Source organism: Stenotrophomonas sp. CCNWLW57, from assembly GCF_037203925.1.
Taxonomy (GTDB): Bacteria; Pseudomonadota; Gammaproteobacteria; order Xanthomonadales; family Xanthomonadaceae; genus Stenotrophomonas; species Stenotrophomonas rhizophila_A.
In genome coordinates this window covers 1-11873 of record NZ_JBBCBJ010000007.1, presented here as the reverse complement: position 1 = coordinate 11873, position 11873 = coordinate 1, and the positions used below count along the sequence as shown (strand labels likewise).

Sequence of the window (11873 nt, the reverse complement as noted above, 5' to 3'; positions counted from 1 at the left end):
GGCTGGGCAAGGGCGTCAAGAGGGGCAACTGGTGGAACGGAGGGAGACAGCATCTTCCAGAGCGCGTATTCGTAGCGTCAAGCGCCCCTTGCCGGTTTGACGTAAGTGAATTGCCGGCTACCGGGGATCCTGCCTGCCGTTTCCGGCAATTGTCCCGCTGGCGGATCAGGATCACACTCAGTACCGACCTTCTTCCGCCGCTCCGACCGAGGCAACGCCATGAACCGCAAACCCTTGCTGGCTGGTGCTCTGGGCTGTCTGCTGCTGCTTGTCGGCAGCGCGTCGGCCGCCCCGCGCACCGTCACCGACCCCAAGGCGCCCCGCGCGCTCACCGGCGAAAGCCCGGTCCAGGTGAAGTGGACGGACCCGGCCCAGTTCACTGAAATCCGCAGCAGCACCAACCGGTTCGAGGCCCAAAGCGGCAACTGGGTGCAGCAGCTTGCCGACTACCTGCGCAGCAGCGCCAGCAAGCGCCTGCCCCCGGGACAGACCCTGGACGTGGAGATCACCGACATCAAGCGGGCCGGCGAGTTCGAGCCGCAGAACGGCCCGCGCGGCAATGACGTGCGGATCATGCGCGACATTTATCCGCCGCGGATGACCCTGACCTTCACCCTGCGCGACGCCACGGGCGGCATGGTCCGCCAGGGCGAGGAGAAGCTGATCGACATGAACTACCTGGGCAACACCGGCCTGCTCAGCAACAACGACCCGCTGCGCTATGAGAAGCGCATGATCGATGACTGGCTGCGGCGCCTGCTGCCGCCTACGCGCCGCTGAGCACCCGCGCCACGCGCTTGACCGCGCACGGCAGCTGGTACGCGCTGACCTTGCACAGCGGGGCCAGCACGTCCAGGCGCGGGGCATCGCCCCACAGGGTGACGGTGCTGCCCACCCCGGCCTGCGGCAGGTCGGTCAGGTCCACGGTCAGCATGTCCATCGAGACCCGGCCGATCAGGTGGCCGGGCTGGCCATCGATCTGGACGGGGGTCCCGTTCGGCGCGAACTGCGGGTAGCCATCGGCATACCCCAGCGCCACCACGCCCACGCGGGTGGGGCGTTCGGCCACGAAGCGTGCGCCGTAGCCGACCGGTTCGCCCGCGGCGATCTCACGGACCGCGAAGATCTTCGACTGCATGGTCATCACCGGGCGCAGCCGCTCGGTAAAGGCATTGTGCTTCTGCAGCGGGTTGGCCCCGTACAGCATCAGGCCCGGGCGCACCCAATCGCTGCGCACGTCCGGCCAGCCCAGCAGCGCCGGTGAATTGCACAGGCTGGTCTCGCCGGCCAGGCCGTCGATGGTGGCGGCGAACAGGTCCGCCTGTTCGCGCGTGCGCGGGCTGTCCAGTTCGTCGGCGCGGGCCATGTGGCTCATCAGCACCATCGGTGCCACCTGCGGCAGCGCGGACAGCCGCGCGTGCGCGGCACGGAAATCTTCGGGCGACAGGCCCAGCCGGTGCATGCCGCTGTCCAGCTTCAACCAGATCTGCAGCGTTGCGTCGGTCTGGAACGCTTCCACCGCGTCCACCTGCCACGGCGCGGCCACCGCGAACCACAGGTTGTGCTGCACGATCAGCGGCAGCTCGTCGGCATCGAAGAACCCCTCCAGCAGCAGGATCGGCGAGGTGATGCCGGCCGCGCGCAGTTCCAGCGCCTCTTCAATGCAGGCCACGCCGAACGCATCGGCTTCGCCGTCCAGCGCGCGCGCGCAGGCCACGGCACCGTGGCCGTAGGCATCGGCTTTTACCGCGGCCAGGGTCTTGCGGCCGCCGCCCAGTTCACGGGCCAGGCGGAAGTTGGAGCGCAACGCCTCCAGGTCAATCAACGCGCGGGCTGGGCGCATGCATTCGCTTCACTGTGTTGGACGGACGCGGCGTGGTGGCCGCCATAACGGAAGATATCCAGGCCTTCGGTGCTGATCTGCGGCTGGCGCGCGCTCATCAGGTCGGCCAGGTAGCGGCCCGAGCCGCAGGCCATGGTCCAGCCCAACGTGCCGTGGCCGGTGTTGAGGAACAGGTTGCGGTACGGGGTAGCGCCGATCACCGGCGTGCCATCCGGGGTGGCCGGGCGCAGCCCGGTCCAGAACTCGGCGCGCGACAGGTCGCCGCCATCCGGGTACAGGTCGCCCACCACCTTTTCCAGGGTGGCGCGGCGGCGCGGCGACAGCGACAGGTCGAACCCGCCCACTTCGGCCATGCCGCCCACGCGGATGCGGTCGTCGAAACGGGTCACCGCCACCTTGTAGCTCTCGTCCAGGATGGTCGAGGTCGGCGCCATCGCCGCGTTGGTGATCGGCAGGGTCAGCGAGTAGCCCTTCAGCGGGTACACCGGCAGGTGCATGCCCAGCGGGGCCACCAGCGACGGCGAATAGCTGCCCAGCGCGACCACGTAGCGGTCGGCGGTTTCGACCTTGCCGTCGATGCGCACGCCGGTGATGCGGTCGCCGTCGGTTTCCAGCCCGGCAATGTCCTGGTCGAAGCGGAATTCCACCCCGGCATCCATCGCCATCTGCGCCAGGCGGCGGGTGAACAGCTGGCAATCGCCGGTCTGGTCGCGCGGCAGCCACAGCGCGCCCACCAGTTTGTCGGCCACGCTGGCCAGCGCCGGTTCGTGGGCGATGATGCCGGCGCGGTCCAGCACTTCATACGGCACGCCGTACTGGGCCAGCACTTCGATGTCCTGCGCCGAGGCATCCAGCTGCTGCTGGGTGCGGAACAGCTGGGTGGTGCCCAGGTCGCGGCCTTCAAACTCAATGCCGGTCTGCGCACGCAGCTCGTTGAGGCAGTCGCGGCTGTATTCGGACATGCGCACCATGCGCGCCTTGTTGATGGCGTAGCGCTCGTGCGTGCAGTTGCGCAGCATCTGCGCCAGCCAGCGGTACTGGTTCAGGTCCAGGCCGGGGCGGATCGCCAGCGGCGCGTGTTCGGAGAACAGCCACTTCACCGCCTTCAGCGGCACGCCCGGGGCGGCCCACGGCGAGGTATAGCCGAACGAAAGCTGGCCGGCGTTGGCGAAGCTGGTTTCCAGCGCCGGGCCGGGCTGGCGGTCCACCACCGTGACTTCAAACCCGGCCTGCCGCAGGTACCAGGCACTGGTCGTGCCGATTACCCCACTGCCTAGGACTAGAACGCGCATGAGACCTCTCCAACCCGATCATTCCCTGCACTGGAGCGTGCCGGGACCATAATTGAGGAAGTATATTCCGGCCAAACCAAGCAATTTTGCTGTTTTTGGCGCATCAGGCAGGATATTGTCGCGCCAACACCACTGAGAGGCTGACGCCATGGCCGCCCGTGCCCGCGAGCTGGACAAGATCGACCGCAAGATCCTGCGCATCCTGCAGGAGGAGGGGCGCATTTCCTTCACCGAGCTGGGCGAGCGCGTCGGGCTGTCCACCACCCCCTGCACCGAGCGGGTGCGCCGGCTGGAACGCGATGGCGCCATCACCGGCTACTACGCACGGCTGGACCCGCAGTACCTCAAGGCCAGCCTGCTGGTGTTCGTGGAGATCAGCCTGGCCTACAAGTCCGGCGACATCTTCGAGGAGTTCCGCCGCGCAGCGCTGAAGCTGCCCAACGTACTGGAATGCCACCTGGTCTCGGGCGATTTCGATTACCTGCTCAAGGCGCGCATCAGCGAAATGGCTTCCTACCGCAAGCTGCTGGGCAGCACCCTGTTGACCTTGCCGCACGTGCGCGAATCCAAGAGCTACATCGTGATGGAAGAGGTCAAGGAAACGCTGACCCTCCCGATTCCGGACTGAGCCGCCCCGGACCGACCCGCGCAAACGCAAAAGGCGGCGCGCTTGCGCGCACCGCCTGTGTAGCTGCCGACCAGAGGCATCAACGCTGCTGTTTCTGGTCCTGGTGGCGCTGGTCCTGCTGTTTGCCACCCTTCTGGTTCTGCTGATCCCATTGCTGCTGGTTCTGCTGGCCGGATTTCTGGTTCTGCTGGCCCTGCTGTTCCTGCGGCATCTTGCCGGGATTGCCCTTCTGCTGATTAGCCATAACTGCACCTTCTGAGCTTGGGGATGCGCGTTGTTGCGGCGCACGTACAGACTCGGCGAAAGCCGGTTAATCGCAGGCGAAATTGCAGTGAGCTGCGGCGTTGACACCGATGACTGCGGGCATTGGTTGTGAAACGTTCATGCATCAGGGCTTGATGAGTTGGCCATCACCGGTGGGCACCGCGTCGTAATAGCGGCCGGTGCGCGTATCCAGCACACGGTTGGGGCCGGCCTGCTTCATGCCCGGCACGATGCGGCCGTGTCGGTCATACACCTTCGGTGGCGCGGTGGTGGCCGGCGGCGCAGGCGGCACCACCTGGGCCGGCCCCTGGCTCTGGATCGGGTGGGTGCGCAGCTGCTGCGTCGTCTGCGCCGGGGTGTTCACCGGCGCGGGCAACGGCGCCTGCGCGGGAACCACGGGGGTGGGCGGACGGGTATCGGTGGGTTTGCGTGGCGCGGCCATCTGCGCCACCGCGACCAGCGGCAGCAGCACGGCCAGCGATACGACACCCCGGAAGAAGCGTTTCATGGCGGCGGACTCACGACGGGACATGCATTCACCCTGCGCCAGCGCGCGTGTCAGCACCATGAATGCCATCGGCGCTTGCCCCCGGGCGCCGCCGCCCCCATTTTCCTGCCATCCCCACGAGGACCACCCATGACCGCATTCGATCTCTCCCCACCCAGCGACGCCCAGCGCGACGCGCTGGTGGCCGGGCTCAGCGCCGACGAGCGCCGCGTCCTGCTCCAGCACGGCACCGAAGCCCCGTTCTGTGGGGTGTTCCTGGACAACAAGCAGGACGGCGTCTACGGCTGCCGTCTGTGCGGCCTGCCGCTGTTCCGTTCCAGCACCAAGTTCGACTCCGGCACGGGCTGGCCGAGCTTCTTCGCCCCGTTCGACCCGGACCATGTGCGCGAAATCCGTGATGTCAGTCATGGCATGGTGCGAACTGAAATCGTTTGCGCCCGCTGTGACAGCCATCTCGGTCACGTGTTCCCAGATGGCCCGGCGCCGACGTTCGAGCGGCATTGCCTGAATTCGGTCTCGCTGCAGTTCACCGCCAACGGTCAGCCTTACCCGGATCCGCTGCAACGCGGTGGCGCCGAGGCCCAGCCAGCCGGTTGAGCACCCCGGCAATGCGTGCCCACCAACGGTGGGCACCTACCAGGGGGCGGCATCCTCCGGACGAGGCGGGTCGGCACCCTCCGGGCGACGTACCCGGCAGGTACCCACCGTTGGTGGGTACTGGGCGATGCACCGGTAGGTACCCACCGTTGGTGGGTACGACGTGCCGGCCAAAACTGTGACGTCCGACCACGCCCCCCTTCAGAATGCGCGCGCCAGGCCGACATGGTGATATCCCCACCGCCGCGCCCGCCCCATGCTCATCATTGTTGGCTTCCTCATCGTCATCCTCAGCGTGCTCGGCGGCTATGTCGGCGCGCACGGCAAGCTCGGCGCGCTGTGGCAGCCCTATGAGCTGGTCATCATCGGTGGCGCGGCGCTGGGCGCGTTCCTGGTCGGCACCCCGCTCAAGACCGTCAAGCAGACCCTGCAGGCCACGGTGGGCGTGTTCAAGGGCCCGCGCTACAAGCAGCAGGACTACATCGATGTCCTGAGCCTGCTCTACGAACTGCTCAACAAGGCCCGCCGCGAAGGCTTCATGGCGCTGGAAGACCATGTCGAGCGCCCGGCCGAAAGCGCCATCTTCGCCAACTATCCCAAGGTGCAGGCCGACCACCACCTGGTCGACTTCATGACCGACTGCCTGCGCCTGATGATCGGCAGCAACATCGAACCGCACGAGCTGGAACCGCTGCTGGAAATGGAACTGGAAAAGCACCACGCCGAAGCCATGCAGCCCTCGGCCGTGCTCAACAAGGTCTCCGACGGCCTGCCCGGCTTCGGCATCGTGGCGGCGGTGCTGGGCATCGTGATCACCATGGGCTCGATCGGTGGCGAAATCACCGAAGTGGGCGCGCACGTGGCCGGCGCGCTGGTGGGTACCTTCCTGGGCATCCTGCTGGCCTACGGCTTCGTCAGCCCGCTGGCGGCGGCCGTGGAAGCACGCGCCGAGCAGGACAGCCGCATCTATGAGTCGGTCAAGACCGCCCTGCTGGCCTGCCTGCGCGGCTACAACCCGAAGATCGCGCTGGAATTCGCGCGCAAGACCCTGCCGTCCAACGTGCGTCCGGGCTTCAGCGAATTCGAACAGCACCTCAAGACGGTCAAGTAAGGCACCGCCATGGCCGAGAACAAACCCACCGTCATCGTCCGCAGGGTCAAGAAGGGCGGCCACGCCGCGCACCATGGCGGCGCCTGGAAGGTGGCCTACGCCGACTTCGTCACGGCCATGATGGCGTTCTTCCTGGTGCTGTGGCTGATGGCGGCCACCACCAAGCCCGAACGCGCGTCCATTTCCGAATACTTCCGCAACCCCAGCCCGCTCACCGGGCAGAGCCCCACGCCCGCCCCGGGCATGGCCGGCCCGGGTGGCGCCAGTACCTCGATGATCAAGCTGGGCGGCGCCACCGATGTGTCGCGCGGCAACAGCAACGACCCCTTCCAGAACCACCAGGCCGAGCGCCCGGTGCCGCAGGAAGACGAGCGCGAGCGTGAGAAGAAGCAGCTGGAAGTGCTCAAGCAGGAACTGGAAGAAGCGATCAGCAAGAGCCAGGCGCTGGAACCGTTCAAGGACCAGCTGCTGCTGGACCTGACCCCGGAAGGCCTGCGCATCCAGATCGTGGACAAGCAGAACCGGCCGATGTTCGACATGGGCAGTGCCGCGCTGAAGACCTACACGCGCGACATCCTTCGCGAGCTCTCGCAGTTCATCAACCACGTGCCGAACCGGATCAGCATCACCGGCCATACCGACATCACCGCGTACAACGCCGCCCACGGCTACAGCAACTGGGAGCTCAGCGCCGACCGCGCCAATGCCGCCCGGCGTGCGCTGCTCGATGGCGGCATGGCCGACGACAAGGTCACCCGCGTGGTCGGCCTGTCCTCGTCGGTGCTGTTCGACAAGACCCAGCCGGACAACCCGATCAACCGCCGCATCAGCATCGTGGTGATGACCAAGGCCGCCGAAGCCGCCGCGCTGGCCGGTTCGGGCCAGGAAGTGGCGCTGTCGCCGACCGTCCAGGACGCCGACATCCAGGCGGCCCAGGGCGCGCCGGCACCAGCCCCGGCCGCTGCCCCCGTCTCCGCTTCGCCCTGAGCCCTTCGGGCGTAACGACCAACGGTCGTTACCTACCGGGGGTTGTGCATGGCCATGAGCCGCTCGTCCCAGCATCCCCGCGCAACCCCCACTACAATGGCGGTCTTTCCCGTACCGATAGACCGATTCCATGTCCAAGCAGTCCAAGGCCAAGCGCGACAAGCGCAAGAAGCTCCAGCCCAAGCGCCCGATCAACCGCCTCAACGCCCAGCAGCCGGTCCAGAACCATGCCGTGCTGACCAACGAAGAAGGCCAGGTGGTCGCTGCGATCGGCCTGCAGGGCACCGAATGGCTGCTGGCCATTGGTGGCCAGACCATGGGCAACGCCGACAACCCGGTGCCGATGCTGGCCATGCTCAAGCACCTCTCCAATGTCCAGGAGAAGGAAGGCCGCAAGGTCACCCTGGAATACTCGACCCAGCTGCAGCAGCTGATCGACGACCTGGCCGCCGATGAAGGCAAGACCGCCGACGAGTACCTGAGCCAGCTGGTTTCCGAGTTCGAAGGCGTGGAAGGCGAAGAAGGCGAAGAAGGCGACGACGCTGACACCGCTGCCGAAGACGCCCCGGCCGCCGAACCGGCTGCCGAAGACGCCGAAGCCACCCCGGCCGCCAGCGACGACAAGCCGCAGGCCTGAGCCACGGCCACCCGGTGACGGTCTATATCGACGATGCGGTACACCCCTGGCGCGGCGAGCGCTGGGCGCATCTGATGGCCGACACCCTGCCCGAGCTGCACGCCATGGCGGCGCAGCTCGGGATTCCCCGGCGGGCCTTCCAGAACCGCCGCAGTGGCGCCCATTACGACGTCCCCGCGCCCCTGCGCCTGCAGGCCATCGCGCTGGGTGCGACCGCCATTTCCCGGCACACCGACCGGGCGCTGGTCAAAGCCGTCATCGCCAACGCCAGATCGCAATACACGGCCTGATCCGCCGGTAGCACCCGACCGTGGGTCGGGTGACCTGTCAGAACGGATCCGAGCCCGGCCGCACTTCCACCCCCAGCAGCGAACACAGCGCCAGCATGGCGTCATCATCGCGCTGCAGCGCCATCCAGCCGGCCAGGCCGCCGTTGCCGGTATCCACGCTCCACAGCGAGTAATTGTGCTCGCGCAGGCGGTCGTAGGCGGTGCCCATCAGCCGCGGCGCGTCGATGTGGGCGGCAAAATCCTCGTCATCCAGGTCGCCACCCCAGTCCAGCTGCAGGTTCCAGCGCGCGGACAGCTCGTTCACCGCCGACACCAGCGCATCGGTGTCTTCACGCTCCACCTCGAAGCCGGACTGCCAGGCAATGGCAGCCATCAGCGGCGGCAGCCAGTCGGCCTCCTCGTCGATCTCCTCACCGTTCTCCAGCAGCGCCTCGCGCCAGCGGTTGAACTGCTGCAGGCCCAGTTCCTCGTCGCCCGGGTTGATCAGCACGAACAGGTTCCAGATACGGGCCTCGAAATCGTCTTCGTCGAAATCGCGTTCGTCTTCTTCGAAGTCGAAATAGTCGCTGTTGTCGGGCATGGCCGGTATTCCTGGAGACAGGCAGGCATTCTGCCACGGCCACCCTACGGTTATCCTGTGCGCCTGAAGATGGCCGTGGTGGCTGTCAGCATCCAATGACCATGAGCGATACCCCTCCCGATCACCTGGCGATCAACCCCACCAGCCCCTTCCACGATGCCGCTGCGCTGGAGCGCGGCGTGGGCATCCGCTTCAATGATGTCGAGCGCGACAACGTCGAGGAATACTCGGTCAGCGAAGGCTGGATCCGCGTGCAGGCCGGCAAGGCCCGCGACCGCCGTGGCAACCCGATGACCATCAAGGTCAAGGGCACCGTGGTGGCGTATTACCTGGATCAGAAGCCGGAATAATCGGTCAACCGACCCACGGTCGGTTGCTGCCCGGGATTGACGGCTGCGCCGTCAATCCTTTTGCCGGGTTTCCAGCAGGTCCAGGTTGCGGATCAGCTTGCGCGAAATCTCGTCGGAAATCCGCCCGCGCCGGGTCAACCGGAACAGTTCTTCGCGTTCGGCGGTCAAGCCGGCACTGCGCAGCTGCCGGTAGCCCTGCTCCATGCGCCGCACCTTTTCCGGGTCCGCATCCGGGCCCTGGTCTTTTTCCAGGTTGCGCTGGTACAGCAGGCTCACCCGTGAGGCCGCATCGTTGTACAGCTGCACGTTGTCGGTGGTCTGGTTCTGCACCAGTTGCTGGCGCATGCGCTCCACCCCGGCCAGCGCCGCCTTCGAGGCCAGCCGCCGCGCCAGGTCTTCTTCCTTGCGCTCGCCCGAGTCCGCCGGCAGTTCCAGCCCCTTGAGCAGGCGCGGCAGCGCCACGCTGGCACCGACCAGCGACACCAGGATCACCGCCGCGGCCAGGAAGATCACCAGGTCGCGCGCCGGGAAGGCGCTGCCATCGGGCAGGAACAGCGGCAGGGTCAACACACCGGCCAGCGTGATCGCACCGCGTACGCCGGCCACCGAGGTGGCCACCACGATGCGCCACGAGGTGCCTGGCCGCGCCTCACCGCGATGCTTCGCACGCAGCACGCTCCAGCGCAGCGACAGCCATACCCAGGCCAGGCGCAGCAGCACCAGGGCCAGGTTGATCACCACCACGTACACCAGCAGCCACCACGCACTCTGGTGCCCGCTTTCGCTCACCGTGGTCATGGCGCGGTCCACGATGCCCGGCAGCTGCTCGCCCAGCAGCACGAACATGATGCCGTTGAAGGAGAACTGCAGCATGTTCCACACCGCCATGCGCTGCACGCGCATGCTGCCCGACACGCGGCCGGTAAGCTCCACGTAGCTCATGGTGATACCGGCGGCCACCGCCGAGAGAATGCCCGAGGCGTTGGCCTCTTCGGCCAGCAGGTACGCCGCGAACGGAATCAGCAGGTTGACCAGCAGCGCCGCGCCCGGCTCTTCGCCGAAGCGCCGCCACAGCCAGCGCTGGAAGGTGGACACGCCGAGCGTCACCGCCACGCCGATCGCCAGGCCGGCCACTGCCACCCACAGGAACGTCACCGAGGCCGTTGCCAGCGAGAAGGTACCGGTCATCACCGCGGCCACCGCGAAGCGGAAGCAGACCAGGCCGGAGGCATCGTTCAACAGCGATTCGCCCTCCAGGATGTGCATCAGCCGCTTGGGAATCGGCGCGCGCGACGCGATCGAACTGACCGCCACCGGGTCGGTCGGCGAAATGATCGCCGCCAATGCGAACGCCACCGCCAACGGCATCACCGGAATCATCCAGTGGATCAGCAGGCCCGCGCCGATCACGGTAAACACCACCAGCCCGAAGGCCAGCTCCAGGATCACGCCCTTGTCGCGGAACAGGCCCTGTTTGGGAATGCGCCAGCCGTCCAGGAACAGCAGCGGCGGCAGGAACAACAGGAAGAACATCTCCGGTTCCAGCGCGTGGCCACGGTTGAACACCCCCGCAATCACCGCACCCAGGCCGATCTGCACCAGCGGCAGCGGCAGCGACAACGGCAGTACGCGGACCAGGTAGCCGCTGGCGACCACCGCCACCAGCATCGCCAGGACGACTTCAATCGTATGCATGCATTTTCCAGAGAGCCTGGAAAAAAATTACCACACCCACCCCGAACCGCGTCCTACAACGGCGAACTCAGGCCGCCTGCCCGTCGAAGCGGTAGATGTCCATCGCCAGCATGCCCGCATCGATGCCGGCATCGATGCGCTGCGCGCCCAGCACCTCACTGCCGGCGGCACCAAGCGCGAAATGCAGCGGTTGGAAGTGCTCGTCGGTGGGGTGCGCGCGTTCGGCATACGGCGCCTGCCGGCGGTAATCGAGCAGCGCGGCGCTGTCGTTGGCCTGCAGGCGCTGCTCCACCCATTCGATGAAGGGGCGCACATAGGGCGCTTCGCCGCCGCGCTGGTAGTCGCGGAAGTCGTGCAGGTTGTGGGTGATGCTGCCCGAACCGACCAGCAGCACGCCCTGTTCGCGCAGCGGCGCCAGCGCGCGGCCCAGCGCGAACTGGTGGGCCGGGCCCTGCAGCGGCTGCAGCGCCAGCGGCACCACCGGAATGTCAGCCTGCGGGTAGAGCAGGCGCAGCGGCACCCACGCGCCGTGGTCGAGGCCACGGGTCGGGTCCACGCCGGTGGGCAGCCCGGCGGCCACCAGCCGCTGCGCGACCTCCTCGGCCAAGGCCGGGTCGCCCGGCGCCGGGTACTGCAGGTCGAACAACGCCTGCGGGAAGCCACCGAAATCATGGATGGTCGGTGGCTGCGGGTGCGCGCCCACCACCGGCTGGCGGGTCAGCCAGTGCGCCGAGGCCATCACGATCGCGCGCGGGCGCGGCAGCTGCGCGGCCAGCTCGGCCAGGCGCACCCCGACCAGCCCCGGCTGCAACGCGGTCATCGGCGAACCGTGGGAGATGTACAGCGAGGGCAGGCGGGTCATGGGGGCTCCAGCAGGCGAATGCACCGAGAACGATGCCGACCCAGCTTATTGCCTTCACCGGTGATGATAAATGCCAAAACCAGTGCGCATTGTTCCACTGATGTCGCACCCCGGGTGACATCTACCGGGTGACATCTACCGGGTGACATCTACCGGGTGACATCTACCGGGTGACATCTACCGGGTGACATCTACCGGGTGACATCTACTGGGTGACATCTACTGGGTG

Annotated in this window: 15 protein-coding genes; 8 read left to right on the top strand and 7 right to left on the bottom strand. The window is 67.0% G+C overall.

Features of this window, described 5'->3' with window-relative positions:
• Nucleotides 1-219 precede the first annotated feature (219 nt).
• On the top strand, nucleotides 220-780 hold the full coding sequence (locus V9K91_RS16305; RefSeq protein WP_306989907.1) for a DUF3016 domain-containing protein: 561 nt from the start codon (nucleotides 220-222) through the stop codon (nucleotides 778-780).
• Here V9K91_RS16305 and alr read toward each other — a convergent pair.
• Together alr and V9K91_RS16295 are read right to left on the bottom strand one after the other, a co-directional pair.
• A complete protein-coding gene (alr, locus tag V9K91_RS16300) occupies nucleotides 767-1843 on the bottom strand; it encodes an alanine racemase (RefSeq protein WP_184124534.1) in 1077 nt (358 codons plus the stop codon). The genes V9K91_RS16305 and alr overlap by 14 nt on opposite strands.
• Nucleotides 1822-3135, bottom strand: coding sequence for a D-amino acid dehydrogenase (locus tag V9K91_RS16295; protein ID WP_184124532.1), 1314 nt, complete (start codon nucleotides 3133-3135; stop codon nucleotides 1822-1824). Before V9K91_RS16295 ends, alr begins: the two co-directional genes overlap by 22 nt.
• Before the next feature lie 148 nt (nucleotides 3136-3283).
• On the opposite strand from V9K91_RS16295, the gene V9K91_RS16290 reads away from it, so the two are divergent.
• The gene (locus V9K91_RS16290; RefSeq protein WP_068848966.1) at nucleotides 3284-3763 is read left to right on the top strand and encodes an Lrp/AsnC ligand binding domain-containing protein; all 480 of its coding nucleotides are present in this window, start codon (nucleotides 3284-3286) and stop codon (nucleotides 3761-3763) included.
• A gap of 79 nt (nucleotides 3764-3842) precedes the next feature.
• Here the strand turns inward: V9K91_RS16290 and V9K91_RS16285 are convergent, their stop codons facing one another.
• Nucleotides 3843-4007: a lana protein gene (locus V9K91_RS16285; RefSeq protein ID WP_068848964.1), complete on the bottom strand. Its 165-nt coding sequence runs from the start codon at nucleotides 4005-4007 to the stop codon at nucleotides 3843-3845.
• Nucleotides 4008-4151: 144 nt separating this feature from the next.
• Nucleotides 4152-4559 (bottom strand): classical arabinogalactan protein 4, encoded by a 408-nt coding sequence (locus V9K91_RS16280; protein WP_306989909.1) that lies wholly within the window; start codon nucleotides 4557-4559, stop codon nucleotides 4152-4154.
• Nucleotides 4560-4664: 105 nt separating this feature from the next.
• Between V9K91_RS16280 and msrB the strand changes: the two genes are divergently transcribed.
• From msrB to V9K91_RS16255, 5 genes are all read left to right on the top strand, one after another.
• Nucleotides 4665-5132, top strand: a complete 468-nt coding sequence (gene msrB, locus V9K91_RS16275) for a peptide-methionine (R)-S-oxide reductase MsrB (protein ID WP_306989910.1) — start codon at nucleotides 4665-4667, stop codon at nucleotides 5130-5132.
• 256 nt (nucleotides 5133-5388) lie between these two features.
• The gene (motA, locus tag V9K91_RS16270; protein ID WP_306989911.1) at nucleotides 5389-6243 is read left to right on the top strand and encodes a flagellar motor stator protein MotA; all 855 of its coding nucleotides are present in this window, start codon (nucleotides 5389-5391) and stop codon (nucleotides 6241-6243) included.
• Nucleotides 6244-6252: 9 nt separating this feature from the next.
• Nucleotides 6253-7230 carry a flagellar motor protein MotB gene (gene motB / locus V9K91_RS16265; protein ID WP_095364551.1) on the top strand — a complete coding sequence of 326 codons (978 nt, stop codon included), beginning with the start codon at nucleotides 6253-6255 and terminating at the stop codon, nucleotides 7228-7230.
• Nucleotides 7231-7360: 130 nt separating this feature from the next.
• The gene (locus tag V9K91_RS16260; protein ID WP_093533052.1) at nucleotides 7361-7867 is read left to right on the top strand and encodes a hypothetical protein; all 507 of its coding nucleotides are present in this window, start codon (nucleotides 7361-7363) and stop codon (nucleotides 7865-7867) included.
• Between the two features lie 14 nt (nucleotides 7868-7881).
• Nucleotides 7882-8157: a DUF4031 domain-containing protein gene (locus tag V9K91_RS16255; protein WP_068848955.1), complete on the top strand. Its 276-nt coding sequence runs from the start codon at nucleotides 7882-7884 to the stop codon at nucleotides 8155-8157.
• Between the two features lie 37 nt (nucleotides 8158-8194).
• On the opposite strand, the gene V9K91_RS16250 is transcribed toward V9K91_RS16255, so the two are convergent.
• Nucleotides 8195-8737 (bottom strand): hypothetical protein, encoded by a 543-nt coding sequence (locus V9K91_RS16250; protein WP_093533051.1) that lies wholly within the window; start codon nucleotides 8735-8737, stop codon nucleotides 8195-8197.
• Nucleotides 8738-8838: 101 nt separating this feature from the next.
• Between V9K91_RS16250 and V9K91_RS16245 the strand changes: the two genes are divergently transcribed.
• On the top strand, nucleotides 8839-9087 hold the full coding sequence (locus V9K91_RS16245; protein WP_068854531.1) for a DUF3297 family protein: 249 nt from the start codon (nucleotides 8839-8841) through the stop codon (nucleotides 9085-9087).
• Between the two features lie 51 nt (nucleotides 9088-9138).
• On the opposite strand, the gene V9K91_RS16240 is transcribed toward V9K91_RS16245, so the two are convergent.
• Both V9K91_RS16240 and V9K91_RS16235 read right to left on the bottom strand, forming a co-directional pair.
• The gene (locus V9K91_RS16240; protein WP_068848952.1) at nucleotides 9139-10782 is read right to left on the bottom strand and encodes a Na+/H+ antiporter; all 1644 of its coding nucleotides are present in this window, start codon (nucleotides 10780-10782) and stop codon (nucleotides 9139-9141) included.
• 67 nt (nucleotides 10783-10849) lie between these two features.
• A complete protein-coding gene (locus V9K91_RS16235; protein WP_210132095.1) occupies nucleotides 10850-11644 on the bottom strand; it encodes a class III extradiol ring-cleavage dioxygenase in 795 nt (264 codons plus the stop codon).
• Nucleotides 11645-11873 lie beyond the last annotated feature (229 nt).